The organism is Proteiniphilum sp. UBA5384 (genome assembly GCF_002410825.1).
Classification (GTDB): Bacteria; Bacteroidota; Bacteroidia; order Bacteroidales; family Dysgonomonadaceae; genus Proteiniphilum.
The window spans coordinates 138,381-154,092 of sequence record NZ_DHOS01000034.1; the positions used below are offsets into that span (position 1 = coordinate 138,381).

General features: G+C 41.6%; 16 protein-coding genes. 12 read left to right on the forward strand and 4 right to left on the reverse strand.

Going from position 1 to position 15,712, the window contains the following annotated elements:
• On the reverse strand, nt 1–2,322 hold the full coding sequence (locus tag B4G81_RS07570) for a trypsin-like peptidase domain-containing protein (protein ID WP_294081386.1): 2,322 nt from the start codon (nt 2,320–2,322) through the stop codon (nt 1–3).
• A 167-nt stretch (nt 2,323–2,489) separates the two neighbouring features.
• Between B4G81_RS07570 and B4G81_RS07575 the strand changes: the two genes are divergently transcribed.
• Nucleotides 2,490–3,266 (forward strand): TIGR02757 family protein, encoded by a 777-nt coding sequence (locus B4G81_RS07575; RefSeq protein ID WP_294081387.1) that lies wholly within the window; start codon nt 2,490–2,492, stop codon nt 3,264–3,266.
• Here B4G81_RS07575 and prfB read toward each other — a convergent pair.
• Nucleotides 3,233–4,349, reverse strand: a protein-coding gene (gene prfB, locus B4G81_RS07580) for a peptide chain release factor 2 (protein WP_294081388.1) whose coding sequence is annotated in 2 segments (ribosomal slippage) — nt 3,233–4,285 and nt 4,287–4,349 — 1,116 coding nt in all. Because the reading frame shifts where the segments join, the coding sequence is not laid out codon by codon here. The two genes, B4G81_RS07575 and prfB, sit on opposite strands and share 34 nt — an antisense overlap.
• A gap of 95 nt (nt 4,350–4,444) precedes the next feature.
• On the reverse strand, nt 4,445–5,452 hold the full coding sequence (locus B4G81_RS07585) for a C40 family peptidase (RefSeq protein ID WP_294081389.1): 1,008 nt from the start codon (nt 5,450–5,452) through the stop codon (nt 4,445–4,447).
• A gap of 180 nt (nt 5,453–5,632) precedes the next feature.
• Between B4G81_RS07585 and B4G81_RS07590 the strand changes: the two genes are divergently transcribed.
• A complete protein-coding gene (locus B4G81_RS07590; protein ID WP_294081390.1) occupies nt 5,633–6,238 on the forward strand; it encodes an HAD family hydrolase in 606 nt (201 codons plus the stop codon).
• Between the two features lie 23 nt (nt 6,239–6,261).
• On the opposite strand, the gene B4G81_RS07595 is transcribed toward B4G81_RS07590, so the two are convergent.
• Nucleotides 6,262–7,422, reverse strand: a complete 1,161-nt coding sequence (locus B4G81_RS07595) for an N-acetylmuramoyl-L-alanine amidase family protein (RefSeq protein ID WP_294081391.1) — start codon at nt 7,420–7,422, stop codon at nt 6,262–6,264.
• Between the two features lie 303 nt (nt 7,423–7,725).
• On the opposite strand from B4G81_RS07595, the gene metK reads away from it, so the two are divergent.
• The 10 genes from metK to B4G81_RS07645 all read left to right on the forward strand — a co-directional run bounded on the left by metK (nt 7,726) and on the right by B4G81_RS07645 (nt 15,696).
• A complete protein-coding gene (gene metK / locus B4G81_RS07600) occupies nt 7,726–9,030 on the forward strand; it encodes a methionine adenosyltransferase (protein WP_294081392.1) in 1,305 nt (434 codons plus the stop codon).
• A gap of 50 nt (nt 9,031–9,080) precedes the next feature.
• The gene (locus B4G81_RS07605) at nt 9,081–9,665 is read left to right on the forward strand and encodes a TIGR00730 family Rossman fold protein (RefSeq protein WP_294081393.1); all 585 of its coding nucleotides are present in this window, start codon (nt 9,081–9,083) and stop codon (nt 9,663–9,665) included.
• Nucleotides 9,666–9,690: 25 nt separating this feature from the next.
• The gene (locus tag B4G81_RS07610) at nt 9,691–10,578 is read left to right on the forward strand and encodes a DUF4271 domain-containing protein (protein WP_294081394.1); all 888 of its coding nucleotides are present in this window, start codon (nt 9,691–9,693) and stop codon (nt 10,576–10,578) included.
• Entirely contained in the window at nt 10,575–11,339 is a 765-nt protein-coding gene (locus B4G81_RS07615) for a uroporphyrinogen-III synthase (RefSeq protein WP_294081395.1), read from the forward strand. Before B4G81_RS07610 ends, B4G81_RS07615 begins: the two co-directional genes overlap by 4 nt.
• 79 nt (nt 11,340–11,418) lie before the next feature.
• Nucleotides 11,419–11,823 carry a ribonuclease P protein component gene (locus B4G81_RS07620; RefSeq protein WP_294081396.1) on the forward strand — a complete coding sequence of 135 codons (405 nt, stop codon included), beginning with the start codon at nt 11,419–11,421 and terminating at the stop codon, nt 11,821–11,823.
• Between the two features lie 5 nt (nt 11,824–11,828).
• On the forward strand, nt 11,829–12,092 hold the full coding sequence (gene yidD / locus B4G81_RS07625) for a membrane protein insertion efficiency factor YidD (RefSeq protein ID WP_294081397.1): 264 nt from the start codon (nt 11,829–11,831) through the stop codon (nt 12,090–12,092).
• 3 nt (nt 12,093–12,095) lie between these two features.
• Nucleotides 12,096–12,797, forward strand: coding sequence for a TatD family hydrolase (locus tag B4G81_RS07630; RefSeq protein WP_294081398.1), 702 nt, complete (start codon nt 12,096–12,098; stop codon nt 12,795–12,797).
• A 124-nt stretch (nt 12,798–12,921) separates the two neighbouring features.
• Entirely contained in the window at nt 12,922–13,521 is a 600-nt protein-coding gene (locus B4G81_RS07635; protein ID WP_294081402.1) for an RNA polymerase sigma factor, read from the forward strand.
• 88 nt (nt 13,522–13,609) lie between these two features.
• Nucleotides 13,610–14,785: a FecR family protein gene (locus B4G81_RS07640; protein WP_294081399.1), complete on the forward strand. Its 1,176-nt coding sequence runs from the start codon at nt 13,610–13,612 to the stop codon at nt 14,783–14,785.
• A 398-nt stretch (nt 14,786–15,183) separates the two neighbouring features.
• The gene (locus tag B4G81_RS07645) at nt 15,184–15,696 is read left to right on the forward strand and encodes an STN domain-containing protein (protein WP_294081400.1); all 513 of its coding nucleotides are present in this window, start codon (nt 15,184–15,186) and stop codon (nt 15,694–15,696) included.
• The last annotated feature ends 16 nt before the right edge of the window (nt 15,697–15,712 follow it).

Sequence of the window (15,712 nt, forward strand, 5' to 3'; positions counted from 1 at the left end):
CTATGTTACCAGTACCTTTTTCGTAGACGTGATGCCATCATTGGTCCTGACTCGTACAATATATATGCCTTTAGGCAAGTGTGCAGAAGAATAGGAGGTCCTGTTCAGACTTATATCAGTAGTTTCGTGATGGATTTTAATTCCTGACGAATAGTATATTTCCCATTCTTCCAACTCATAGTTCGATTCAATAAATATCCTCTTCATCTCTTTGGAATAGTAGACTGATAATTTCGGTTGTTTCTTTTCTGACTCTACTGAAGTGGCAAGATTCCCTATCACATAAGGTGAAATCAGTAACGCTGTGTTAATTGGATTTTCAACGTTCTCCGAAGATTTTACCCATCCCAACGTGTTTTTCATCCACGTTGTGGAAACCCATCCCGATCCGATCTTTCTGGGATCTGCATTGAATGTGGAAAAACCGGAAGAAACCCCGTTCTTATCATAATAGGAGATATAGAATGTTCCTGAAACAGTTACAGGAACATCAAACCGGATATAGTTCTCTACACTGTGGCGCATATCACGTGGGGCTGTAGGGAAGCCTGTATTGGTGTAATACGCATAATTATAATTATAGGATTGTTCGTATAGGAGTTGTTCCGGCCCATTTTCACCAGAGTAAACCCTTATGCGGATGTCCATTTGCGCAATACTGTTGATGGATGGGGAAGAGAGGAAAACGCCTCTCAATTGTACCTTGCTTTTGGCATCGAACTGTTCCGCAAATTCCGAATATCCGAAAGTATTATTAGTGGAGAAAAATGGTACCGATTGGAAATGATACTTTACTGCCTTGTCACCTTCCTTGAAATTATGACTTTTTTTATAAGGATCTTGCGCATAAGGATTAAACCCTCCTATTTGTTTGGTCTGCAGGTTTTCCGGATCGAGGTAATAGCTGATAGGGTTTGTATTGTAGGGTAACGTATCTTGCACATTCCAGAATTTGGAAAGAGAGGCATAATAATCCGGACCTTTTGGAGAAGAGCAATATGAACTTCCTCCGGTTAAAGTGCCTACCACTCTTTTCTCCCTGTCGAGCAGCGGAGAACCTGAAGATCCTCCTTCCGTGGCTCCGGTATCCCAGGCTCTTACCACCCAATGGGCATTGGGTGCTTCCTGATCATAATTGGGGAGGTCGAAAGAGCCAATGGTTAACGGATCATCCTCAATGGCTACTTTTTTAATTCCTCCATTGGGATGGTGCAATCCATGAAAAGGCGTTTCACGAGCCGGATTATTTGCATTCCATCCCAGGTAATAAGGTTGGTATTCCGCAGGGATGGCCGATTCCTCCGGTTGCAGTTTCAGTTTTAAGAGAGAAATATCGTGATTTTCGCTGATTAACACTGAATCTGCAGAAGCCATCGTCATTTGTATAGGGCCGCGGATATCCATATCACACAATGGAGATTGGTAGTTGAAAAAAGCAACAATACTTCCGGCTACTTTATCATAATGCCAGCTTCCGCGTTGCCCGTATTTTTGCCATAAGGACGGATTACTTGACCCGAAGCTATAGTTGTTATTCAGGCAGTGAGTGGCCGTCAGCAAATAAGGAGTGCCGTCTTCCGCCGTGTTATTCACAAGCACTCCGGTACAATAGAATGTTCCATTGATGATTAATCCCACTACACCACTTCCCGGTTGAATATCTTCGGGATAACAGATCAGGTTGGGATGACAATCCTGTTCCGGGTCCCTAGGTTCTAAAGCTCTTAAGATTCCCACAAAATCGTGATTCACTTCACCTATTTCAATTTCACCTTTAAAACCAGGCTCCAGGGGTTCCTGGTATTCTACAATCAGCGCATCACCTGTGATAGGCTGTATTGGCAACATGTTCAACTCGGTGTTGTTTTTTTCTGTATAGGAGCCCAGTATTTCCGACTGGTCGGAATTATAAACAAACAGCTTAGCTTCCGGGGGCAATCTGAATTTAGAAAAGAGGATATTCAGTGAGAATGCGCCGCTAGAACGGATGCCTACACGCCATACTCTCATATTGCCGGTAATAAAAGTAACGCCTGAATTATCCGGTCGAAGAAAAGGATGGAACTTATAGGCAAATTCCAGACTTTTGAAGTTTGTCTGATTCTGAAGCGAACGCCGCAATTCCGCCTGTCCGTCTATGGCAGGCATTTCTACAAAGATATCTGTGTGCTGTCCAATGGATCTTGCTCCCATGCCTGCGTGAAGGGGTAGTGGTTTCCCACCGTAACTAATCTGTCCTACTGCCGTTTGTAGTAGGACGGAGCAAATAAATAGAAGACAACTCTTCAGAATAAACCGGAAAGGAGAGATAACATTTCTCATGAATGGGAATCAATTGAATGAAAACATTCAAACATGTTTGAATGTTGTTTAATTGGCTTAATGAAATAGCTATTGCAAATATAAGGTTTTTTAAGGAATAGAAGTAAATTTGCACTAAATTATTTACATAAAGTAGCGTAGAAGCGATGAAGATGCCATTGAATGGAATGAAAAGCTTTTTAGATGAAAAAGCAGATCAATATAATCAAATTTCATTTATTGAAAATGATCCGATATCTGTTCCTCACCTGTTTCTGGAAAATCGGGACCGGGAGATTATGGGTTTCTTTGCAGCCACTCTGGCATGGGGACAGCGGAAAACCATTATTGCCAAATGTAATGAGTTAGTGCATAGGTTTGGAAGTGAGCCCTATCGTTTCATTATGGAGCATGGCGATGAGGACCTGAAAGGTCTGTTGGGCTTTAAACATCGTACTTTTAATGATATCGACTTACTCTATTTTGTGGATTTTCTGCATCGGCACTATTCCCGTCATCATACGCTGGAAGACGCTTTTCTGAACGAAGGCGTTTTTAATTCTATAGAGGACTCACTGATCCGGTTCGAACAAGGATTTTTTAATCACCCGGCTACACCCCATCGTACCCGTAAACATGTGGCTACACCGTTTCGTAATTCTGCCTGTAAGAGGATCAATATGTTTCTCAGATGGATGGTGAGAAGTGATGACAAGGGTGTGGATTTTGGCATTTGGAAGCGGGTTCCACAACATGCACTGGTTTGCCCTATCGATCTGCATGTGGATAGGGCGGCTCGCCAGTTGGGACTGATTACCCGTAAACAGACCGATTGGAAAACAGCATTGGAACTTACCCGAAACCTTTCTCTTCTGGATCCTGATGATCCCGTAAAATATGATTTTGCACTTTTCGGGTTGTCTTTGGAAAATTATTTTGCCTCTCCCCCAAATTCCATCAGGTAAGCTTTGATAAATCCATCGAGATCGCCATCCATCACACCAGTAACATCTGATGTCTGGTAGTTAGTACGGTGGTCTTTTACCCGACGGTCATCGAATACATAGCTGCGGATTTGGGACCCCCATTCGATTTTCTTCTTGCCGGCTTCTATAGCAGCCTGTGCGGCCCGACGCTTTTCCAGTTCAATTTCATAGAGTTGCGACTTGAGTAAACGAAGTGCATTTTCACGGTTTCCCATCTGCGAACGGCTCTCGGTATTCTCAATCACAATCTCCTGTTCTTCGCCGGTGTCAGGGTCTTTATACTGGTAGTGCAGGCGGACGCCTGTTTCTACCTTATTTACATTCTGTCCTCCTGCTCCGGATGAACGGAAAGTATCCCAACTCAGGTTGGCCGGATTTACTTCAATCTCGATAGAGTCATCCACCAGTGGTACCACAAATACCGAGGCGAACGAGGTCATTCGTTTACCCTGCGCATTGAAAGGCGATACGCGTACCAGCCTATGTACCCCGTTCTCACTTTTCAGGAAGCCATACGCCAAGTCGCCCTCCACCTGTAGGGTAGCTGTTTTAATGCCTGCATCGTCACCATCCTGCCAGTTGCTGACAGTGGTTTTGTAATTCTTTCCTTCACACCACCGCTGATACATGCGGAAGAGCATCGAAGCCCAATCCTGACTCTCGGTACCGCCGGCACCGGCGTTGATCTTTAATACCGCGCCTAATTGATCTTCTTCGCGACGGAGCATATTTTTTAACTCTAACTCCTCTATCAACTGGAGTGCATGGTTGTAATTGGCATCTATTTCCTCTTCCGATACAATTCCTTCCCTGGCGAAGTCGAATGCCAATTGTAATTCTTCTGCAGCAGATTTCACTTCCTGATAGGAGTTGATCCAGTATTTCAATTCACGCACTACCTTCATTTGCTGCTCTGCCGCTTTGGCATCATTCCAAAAATCGGGGGATTGGGTGCGTAACTCTTCTTCTTCTAATTGGATATGCTTTGCATCGACGTCAAAGATACCCCCTCAGCGCGTGCTCGCGCTCCAACACATCTTTTAGTTGGTCTGCCGTTATCATATTGATTTTTTTCAGTTTTTGAATTTAGGATGCAAAGTTAAGAAAAGATCCTTAAATTTCGACAGCATAGGGTCTAGTCTGACGGATATCCATAATTATTTGAAAATATCGAGTCTTTCTCCGGCTTTTAATACCGCGCCTAACTGCGGATTCCATTCTTTCAACTGATCTACTGTACAGCCATACTGTCTTGAAATGGAATAGAGCGTTTCACCCATTTGTACTGTATGGCTTCTGGTGGGAGAAGAGATAATCATGACTTCTTCCTCCCTCAGCACCATTTCTCTTTTTGCCTGCCGAAGCGTATCTTTATTTTCTTTCCCCTTTGGGACAGGGTCGATTGGTTGATTCTTGACTGAATTGGTCTGTACGAGAATAATAGGATCATCACCGTTCCCTGAATGGCTCTCTGTCTGTTGTGCAGTAACGATGGCATTTGTTGTCTTTCCTTCTTTGGCGGGATTTATTTCCGGAATATCCCGATAGTTTTGCGCTTTAGTTTTTGAGGTTGGATAGGATATCTGTTGTTTGTTACTGCTTGATGGTTTTTGTTGCGTTACATAAGATGCATTTTCTTCTAATACCCTACCTCCACGCAAATAACGTGATGCGTAATAGGGTTCAGTAGAAGATGATATAATCACTCCACTGGTAATGGAGGCATGGATGAACTTGAATTGACCGTTGGTGGATGTCTCTGTCACTATTCCCACATGTCCGACATTCCCGTTTTTCCTGTTTCCTTCAAAAAATACAAGATCTCCCTTTCGAAGTTCTTCCCGCCGGGTAATGGAGGGGACTTGCCTGTCTTGTCCCGATGAACTGGAGCCTAATCTGTAGCCGAATTTTTTGAATACGAAAGAGGTATAACCCGAACAGTCGAAAGTGTTGGGTCCTTTTCCCGCATATCGGTATGGCTTGCCAAGGTATTGCCTTCCATATTGAATGATATCATCCTGTAACGTGGTGGAAGTTTTGTTATCGGAGACAACGGTTTTTCCCGTGCCGCATGAGGTCAGGATGAGTAATATAATAGCCAGGGAGGTGACCTTTACCCGGCTGTTATTTTTATATATCGTAGAAAATACGCTATAGAGTGACATATTTAAAAGACAAAAATAAGCAAAATCGTTCTTGTAGCAGATGTACTTCTTGTTTTTTAACAACATCATTCTGCCGGCAGGGAGGGTAGGGAAATAAAAAATTGTATCTTTGAAACCTGCCAGAGCCAATCTGGTTTTGGAGAAGAGTGGTTTATCGATGAAAAAATAAAGCAGTGAAGAATGAAGCCATTAAAGAATATTATTTTTGATTTTGGAGGAGTGCTAATCGATTGGAACCCGGTTTATCTTTATAGAAAGGTCTTCGACAAAGAAGAGATGGATTGGTTTCTTGCACATATATGTCGTTACGAATGGAATATACTGCAGGATGCGGGGCGTTCCCTGGCCGAAGGAACAAGGATCCTGCAGGAACAATATCCGGAGTATAAAAAAGAGATCGCCATGTATTACGGGCGATGGCAGGAGATGTTGGGAGGAACGATTGACGAGAATGTGAGGTTGATTAAATTGCTGAAAGGAAATTATAAAGTATATGGTCTTACCAATTGGTCGGCAGAAACAATTCCTCTTGCCGTGGAGCGCTATGATTTTTTCAACGATCTGGATGGTATGGTCGTTTCGGGGGAAGAAAAAACGATAAAACCCGATCCGAAACTCTACAGGATATTAATGGAACGTTATGGGATAAAAGCAGAGGAATCGTTGTTTATCGATGACAACTATGCAAATGTAGAGACGGCGCAGCGATTAGGATTTCAGACCATCCATCTGACGGAGGGCATGAATCTCGAAAAAAATCTCAGGGAAAGAGCAGTTTTAATTTAGTATATTGCCATAATATATTTTCTCTATTTCCGGTTATTCTTCTTATAATCTTCGTAAAAAGCTTGTGCCATCCAGTTAGCCAGCGCCTGACGGTTATCACTTTGTAGAATGCGACGACGATCGAAGTCATTTTGAATATTTCCTGTTTCCACAAGGATAGAGGGTGGTTGCAAGTTGCGGAGAACATAGAGGTTACGCTGCTCGACGAATCCCCCAAAACCTCTCCCCGGCTGATGTGTGTCATATTTCATGCGAAAGTAGTCCCGCATGGTAGTGGCTAATTTTTTTGATTGGTTATCATTGGAGTGATAGAAAAATACATCAATACGCTTGCCCTTGCTGCGACTGTCCACATGGAGGTCGATGGCGCGGATATAATCATATTTATTTTTATCCCGTTGATAGAATTCGTTCACTTTGTCCACTCGTTGTTTTAGTCTTTCGAGTTGGTTTCGAGGTATGGCTTTTCCCATACATGTTTCATTCGAGCTGTTGTTCAGGTACATTTCATCCCGGATACCGTCTTTGGGATCCTGTATGATTACGTACACGGTGGCTCCCTCCATCATCAGGTTACGAGCCAACCGTAAGGCAATATCATACGCATATTCATCTTCATGGAGAAACCTGTTCCCTACGCGTGCGATAGCCCCCGGATCGGGGCCGCCGTGACCGCTGATAATATAGAAACAAGTATTTCTTAACCGGTCCGATTGCGGTTGCATGTTGCTCAGTTTTTTTCCGAAAATAGAAGGATCGGTTCCCCGGGATATTGCTTCAAGGGGTAATGATTGTGCCTTTTCTGCTGGTATGGGTTGTATCTCTTCCGGGGAAAGCGGTTGTTCCTCTTGTATGGAATCCGGCTGTACTTCTTCTGCGGGAACCGCTTGCATCTCTTCCGGCAGTATCATCAGTCCCTCTTCTGTAGCAGCTATTCGTTTATCTTCCGGATGAAATGGAGGAATTATGTATTTCCTGCCCATTATCAATCCTCCCTTGGCGGTGAACTTCCCTGTGTTTAGCTCCCTGAACGCTTTCACATAAGAATCCCCGACCCTGTCGTATCGGCGCAGAAACGAGTGGATGCCATCCCCCGCCTTCGGATAGGCCGTGTCTTGTGCGACCAAAGAGGTTGTTCCCAATAACAATAAGCATAGGATATTTCCAAAAAGATAAACTTTCATATACAAAATACAATATTTTCATTCTGTGATGAAAAGATAATAACAGAGCTGTGAAAATGTTTTGACAGGATCATTGCCAAAAATAATTATTTTATTTCGTTTAATAGTCTTATAGAAAGAATCAATACTATATTTTAACGTTTATTCAAGACTATCTGCCTGTTTTATTATTACCTTTGCCCCGACAGAATAAGTGTGGAAAGATTTGAACTGCTTGCAACCACAGAAAAAAATGCTAAAACGCTTTATTGCATTTTCCTTCTCTTCATTGCTTCGGTTCATCTAATTTATATCAGATTAAAAATGAATTATTTTTTTACCTCCGAGTCGGTGTCGGAAGGACACCCCGATAAAGTGTCTGATCAAATATCGGATGCGTTGGTCGATGAATTTTTAGCATACGACCGTGATTCTAAAGTGGCGTGTGAAACGCTGGTGACAACCGGACAGGTTGTGCTGGCCGGTGAAGTAAAATCAAAAGCTTATGTAGATGTTGCCGAAGTGGCGCGTAATGTGATTGCTTCGATAGGCTATACCAAAAGTGAATATCATTTCGAAGCACAATCGTGCGGGGTCTTTTCCAGTATACATGAACAATCGGATGATATCAACCGTGGAGTAGATCAAAAAGCCGATCCTATGGATCAGGGTGCGGGTGATCAGGGAATGATGTTTGGTTATGCAACCGATGAGACTGAAAATTATATGCCTCTTGCACTCGATTTGAGTCATGCTTTGTTACAGGAACTGGCCAATATCCGGAAAAATGAACCGGAACTAATGCCTTATTTGCGTCCCGATGCCAAGTCGCAGGTAACTATCGAATACAATGAGGAGGGAACCCCGCTACGTATAGATGCTATTGTGATCTCTACACAACATGATGAGTTTGAAATGCCGAAGAACAATACGAAAGAAGCAGTGCTTGAAGCCGATAGGAGAATGCAGTCACGTATCCGGTCGGATGTGAAGACTATTCTTATTCCTCGCGTGCAGGCACAGTACAAAGGAAGAAAAGATGTGCATCGTCTCTTTGAAGGTGAGTTCACCCTCCATGTAAACCCGACAGGGAAATTTGTAATTGGAGGACCCCATGGTGATACCGGATTGACAGGCCGGAAAATTATTGTGGATACATATGGAGGAAAAGCCCCTCATGGAGGTGGGGCTTTTTCAGGAAAAGACCCTTCAAAAGTAGACCGTTCGGCAGCCTACGCAGCACGGCATATCGCAAAAAATATGGTGGCAGCAGGTATCGCCCGGGAGATATTGATCCAGGTCTCTTATGCCATAGGAGTTGCAGAACCAATGAATATTTATGTTGATACTTTCGGAAAGAGTAATGTGAAGCTTTCCGACGGAGAAATCGCCAGGAAGATCGGACTATTGTTTGACTTACGTCCTAAAGCCATTGAACAGCGGTTGAAACTGCGAAATCCTATTTACAGGGAAACTGCTTCTTACGGACATATGGGACGTGAACCGAAAATAGTAAAGAAGGAGTTCAATTCTCGTTATATGCTTGAGCCGGTACGGGTTGAGGTGGAGTTGTTTACTTGGGAAAAATTGGATTATGTGGATAAAATCAGGAGAGAGTTTGGATTGTAGGATAAGTGGTTAAGTGAATAAGTCTTGGTTCTTGGCTCTAAAAGGAAAAGATGGAAAACGGAAACAAGGAGGTGGTGGTCTATTGTGCCTCCAGCGGGAAGATCGATCAGCTCTATTTTGATGCTGCATCGAAATTGGGTGAACTGCTTGCCAAAGAAGGTATCACCTGTGTCAATGGTGCCGGAAGCGAAGGACTGATGGGTGCATTGAATGATGCGGTACTGGAAAATGGAGGAAAAGTGAAAGGTATTATTCCACAGTTTATGGTGGATGCCGGTTGGGGACACAAACGTCTTACCGAGATGATTGTCACGGCAACTATTCATGAAAGGAAGGCTGCTATGGCGAAATCAGCCGATGCGGTGATTGCCCTGCCCGGGGGAATAGGAACGCTGGAGGAATTGGCGGAGATCATCACTTGGAGACAGTTGGGTTTGTATCATAATCCGGTCATTATATTGAATATCAACGATTATTATCAACCACTTCTCACTTTTTTAGAGAAGATGATCGATGAGAAATTTATGAAGGATGTCTATCGGGAATTATGGCAAGTGGCAATAACTCCGCAAGAAGCTGTCGACTTGGTTCATAGTGCTCCCGATTGGAATCCCGGTTACACCAAATACGATTAATGGTTCAATCATACTGGGAAAGGGTATGGTACTGGGTTTAGATACTACTCAAGATCTTATCCCTTACTACTTGAAGGTAGAAGTGGAACAGGCGAACCCCGATTCATTGCAGATGAATTTCGGGCATTACGACTTTTTAGCGACCGATAGTGGCCGCCTTTTTTTCGATTTTGAAAAGTCGATTCTACCAGTACACTCCCTCTCTACGGGGAGTGTAGGAACTGCAATGCCTTTTTCCATTTGGATAGATTCTATTTTTTTCTTGCTATTCCTCTTGAGTTTTGTGTTCCTTGCGTTTGTTTTTAAATGGGAAGGTGCAGCTTTGAAAGGAAATTTGAAAAATGTAATATCTCCGGGTAAGAATGCTTTCTCCACACATAAGAGTCAGGTGACCAAAACGGAGGTCTGGGGCGAATTTTATCTCCTCTTTCAGTCAGTACTGATATTTTCCATTTTCATTTTCTCATCGTTATGGAGTAATGGGCTTTCCTCATATTCTCATGGAATGCAGTTAATAGCGTTTATGGGAACCCTGATGGGGTTAGGGCTGTGGGTGTTTATGAAAGTACTGGGCTATAGGCTCATCGGTGCATTTTTTCTGAAAAATGAAATGAAAGGATGGACTATCTATTATTCGCGTATGATGGAGATTTTGGGAATCGTCTTTTTCTTACCGGTCGTTTTTTATGTTTTTTTACATGAAGTTAGGAATATTATATTTGTGGGCCTGTTGGTACTTTTTTTTATTAGTCGCTTGGTTATTTACATTGAGTTATTAAATATTTTTGTTAAAAATAAGATCGGGCCTTTCTATTTTTTTGTCTATCTTTGCGGGACTGAAATTGCGCCTTATTTGCTATTGTATAAGGGGCTACTTTCAGCCATAATTATTGCAGGAGATAACATTATATGAATACGCGCAAAGTAAAGAAGATTCTCATATCCCAACCTAAACCGAGTAGCGAAAAATCGCCTTATTACGAGATTGCGGAGAAATTTCATGTAGACATGGATTTCTATCCTCTAATAAAGGTAGAAAGAGTATCTCTCAAGGAATTTCGTCAACAGCGGATCAATATACTCGATTTTACGGCAATCATTTTTACGGCAAGAACAGCAGTGGATAAATTTTTCTCGATTTGTGAGGAAATGAAGATCGTCATTCCCGAGACAATGAAATATTTCTGTATCTCTGAAACGGTTGCCCTCTATCTCCAAAAATATATCGTCTATAGGAAAAGAAAGATTTTTTTTAGTCAGACAGGTAAAATTGATGGACTGAATAATGCTTTTACGAAACATTCCAAGGAAAAATTCCTTTTCCCGGTTCCTGAAGAGCATAATGACGAGGTGACCCATTTTCTCGAAGAAAAGAAAATAAACTATACCAAGAGTGTAATGTATCGGACTGTAAGCAATGATTTCGTTGAAGATAAGAAGTTCGATTACGATATGATTATCTTCTTCAGCCCATTGGGCGTGCAATCGTTATTGAAAAATTTTCCTGATTTCAGTCAGGGAGATATAGCTACAGGATGTTTTGGCAACGCTACGGCGAAAGCGATAACGGACGCGGGGCTGAGACTCGATTGTGAAGCGCCTCAACCTGACTATCCTTCCATGACTGCCGCATTGGAAGCTTTCCTGAAAGAAAACCACAAACATTGGGCCTGATTTTTTCCGAATCTGTTACGATTGATTCTAAAAACAATTATCTTTGTCAACGTAATTGCTTTCGGAGGATTGCATTTTTATGACAGAACAGCGTTTCAGATTTACAAAAGAAGAACGGGTAACAGGTGAAAAAAGAGTGGAGACCCTCTTTGCACTGGGCTACTCCTTTATGTCATATCCTTTTCGGATAGTATATCTGAAAACCGCGCCCTATGGGGTATTGCCGCTGTCTATACTTATTTCTGTTCCCAAAAAGAGGTTGAAGTCTGCTGTAGACCGTAATCGGATGAAGCGGCTGACCCGGGAAGCTTACCGGCTGAACAAACACTTTCTTTTCAACCGGGAGTTGGCCGAAAACAGGCATTTGGACGTGGCATTTATTTATGTGGCAGACAAGTTGTGTGATTATGCTGCTGTGGAGAAAGGGATGCGGAAAGCCCTAAAAGAGTTGGATCACCGGATTGAAGAAAGAAAATTGTGTTGAGAATAATGAAGATCATATTAACATGGGTCTTGCTCCTGCCGGTCTATTTCTACCGGGTTGTCATTTCTCCGCTTACGCCGCCTAGTTGCCGATATACGCCCACTTGTTCACAATATACAATTGAAGCACTCAAAAAACATGGGCCTTTCAAAGGTTTTTATTTGTCTGCCAAGCGCATCTTAAGTTGCAATCCCTGGGGAGGGTCGGGTTATGATCCCGTACCTGATCCTAAGTCAAGAAAAAGAAAACAGAAAGCACAGGTCAATTAAAATATGGAATTTTACGACGTACATACCCATCAGATTTTTCTTGAGGATAGCGATGACCCTTATCACTCGTGTATCTTCGATGTTTACCCCCTTGAATTTGAAGTAGCAAAAGAATCCTATTCCCGACACGCCTTTTCGTGTGGAATCCACCCATGGTATTCGGAAGAGAGCGATACCCAATTGGCGTACTTGTCTGAAATTGCATCCAACCCCCGTATTATTGCTATAGGGGAAACCGGGATAGATAGGTTGAAAGGCCCTTCATTTGACCTTCAGATACCTGTATTTAAGAAACATATAGAGATATCCGAAAAATTGTCGAAACCGGTAGTTGTTCACTGTGTGAAGGCATGGGAAGAATTGATACGGATTAAAAGAGAGGTAAGACCGACCCAGCCTTGGATCATTCACGGATACCGGAGTAAACCGGAATTGACGGAGCGACTTGTCAGAGAAGGATTTCTTTTTTCCGTAGGAGACAATATCAATGTGGATTCCATGCAGTTAATACCACTTGATTCTCTCTTTTGTGAAACTGATGAAAGTGATATGCCTATCCGTCAGATATATCTCCAGACCGCACTTGCCCTAAATATGAATATAGAAGAATTTGCCGAAAGAATTGCCGAAAATGTGAGAAGGATATTTCCTTTATTACAGGCGCCCAAACCATATTATCCCGATGAAGAAGAGGTAGAGGATTGATATTTTTACATAGCGCTCGTATCCGCGATATAAATAATATTTTTCAGTTTATCTATTTTTTGTTTCTAAAATGTCCTATATTTGTAACCCCCAATCCTAGGGGGAAATAGATAATACATTGGATGTGACGCCCGAAAAAATATCATACGTTTTCATAAAGTTTAAAGAAGGAGATGAAGAGGCATTTTCTTTCTTTTACAAATATTTTATCAACGATATGTATGCTTATGGCAGAAGCTTGGGGGCGGATGAAAAACAGGTAATGGATGCAGTGCAAGACGTTTTTCTAAAAGTATTTTTTGACAGACCCCATCTTTCATCCGTAGAGCATTTCAAATATTTTCTGTTTAAATCATTGAAGAATAGGTTGTATGATCTTTTTAAATCAAAGTCGTTTTCGAAAACCGAGAATATTGATGAAGAAGTCTTAAGTTTCACTATCAGGGTCACTATATTGGATGAAATTATCGAAGAGGAAGACCGCATAGTAGTTAAACAAAAAATTGAGAAACTATTATCCGTACTCTCCCCATTGCAAAAAGAAGCCCTTTATCTGCGTTATATCCAGGAACTTGATTATGCGGAAATTTCGGAAATAATGGATAAGTCAGAAGTCTCTATCCGTAAACTTGTCTCGGAAGCTATCCGTAAAATCAGGAAAGAAAATAAAATATTGCCTATGCTTGTCTTTATCTGGTTTTTGTATGATGGTTTTCATTTGTAACTTTTATTAACTAATTTTATCCGGAAAAACACTCACAAAAAAACAACTTGCTCGTATCTCTCAAAATAATCGACAGGCTAAATTATAGATGAAGGGGAGCAAATATCAAGGGTACAAGGCAATTGACTTTCTCAAGGATGATGATTTCTTGAAATGGAATCTTTTTCGATCGGAGGAAGACAATGCTTACTGGGCAAAAGTCATGATAGATTGCCCCGAGTTGAAGCCACTGATAGATAGTGCTATAGAGTTATATGACACCCAGATACGACTGAATGATTACTCTCTCTCTCCGGAACAGGTAAGGATATATCATGATGATTTTCAGTATTATATAGCACAGCGTAGAAAACGGAAAACCCTCACTTACTGGCTTTCCGGAGCAGCCTCTGTTTTGCTTCTGTTGGCTGTCAATCAAGTTTTCAAACCTTTTGTCAGGCAGGATTCGGGATTGTGGGATTTTGTAAATACAAATTTGTTACCGGTAGATTCTGCTTCCAAAGATATTCAATTGTATGTTTCCGGCGATCAGTTAGTTACTATTGAAGAAAAGGAGGCAGATATCACATATAATACCGACAGCATTCAGGTGACGGGTAAATCACTTGCTGAAGTTAATACCACTGACTATAGCCGGCTTATTGTTCCGAAGGGAAAAAGGTCGAAGCTCACTTTATCCGACGGTACAACCTTGCATGTAAATTCCGGCACAAAAGTGGTTTATCCCAACCGTTTCATGGGGGATAAGCGGGAAATTTACGTGAATGGTGAAGTGTTTTTGGATGTCACTCCTAATCAGAAACAGCCTTTTATCGTCAGGACCGATGAAATCACAGTGCGTGTGATGGGGACTAAATTCAATGTACTGGCCTATGAAGAAGATGCGGGCACGCAAGTGGTACTTGCTTCCGGAGCAGTCAGGATAACATCCAATGAGCATTCCGAAAAAATCGATCTGACACCCTCACAATTGTACGATTATAAAGCCGGACAAGCGTCCGTAACGCAGGTAGATGTAGAAAAATATATATCATGGATACAAGGCATCCTCTATGTGGAAGATGAACGCCTCGATATTTTGATGACCAGGCTTTCTCGCTATTATGGAGAAGATATTATATTTGATGAAGGCCTGATAAACCAGAAATGTACCGGAAAAGTGGACTTGAAAAATGATCTTGGAGAAGTACTGAACGGGCTAACTTTCTCTTTCCCGATTATTGTGAAACAGGAAAACGGAGGATACAGAGTAAGCACGAAATAAAAAAGTGATTGAAGAATAAAACTGGGAACCGTCTGTTTAGAGTCAGAAATTGTGAAATTAGAGTTCGATGTTCAAGGCGTAGACTGCTTTTAAATTGAACTTGGTTGAGTACTGCAAAATGTAGAGGGAGAGTATAAAATATATAAGTAAAGATAAAACGGATGAATTGCTTTTGGATTGTGAATTAACAACATGAACATAATAAAATAAAGCCAAATGGAAGAAAATAGAAGATGAAATGAAACTAAAAAAGATCGGACAACGTCGCCAAACACCATCCGATCCCGTGATTAAAAGTAGACATTTATAATATATCACCTTTAAATCAAGACAAATATATGACAAAAAATATTAGCATTCACCTAAAAAACGCTAATACTCAAAAAACTTTCAAAATCATGAAGCTTATCGCACTATTCCTCACTATAGGAATAAGCATCAGTTATGCCGGTAACAGTTATTCTCAGGCTACTACCTTAAGTCTGAACTTAAAGAATAAAACTGTACGTGAAGTTTTTAGAGAGATAGAGAAAAACAGTGAATATATTTTCCTCTATAATCGTGAAACCCTCGATCCCGAGCGGAGAGTGTCGATTAATGTAGAAAAAGAGACCATAAGCAATGTGTTGGATAAATTGTTCGAAGAAACTGATAATATCTATAATGTATCCGACCGGCAAGTCTACATTTCTAGAGTAGAGAAATTAAAACAAGCTGAGATCGCTGAACCTAAACAACAAAAGAAAACTATTCAGGGTATTGTTGTGGATCAGGAGGGTGAATCGATAATCGGAGCAAATATCATTGAGATCGGTACTACCAACGGTACCGTAACGGATATTGATGGGAGGTTTACATTACAGGTAGAAAACAATGCTATCATAAAAATATCCTATATTGGGTATCACTAGTGTCCCATAAAAAAGG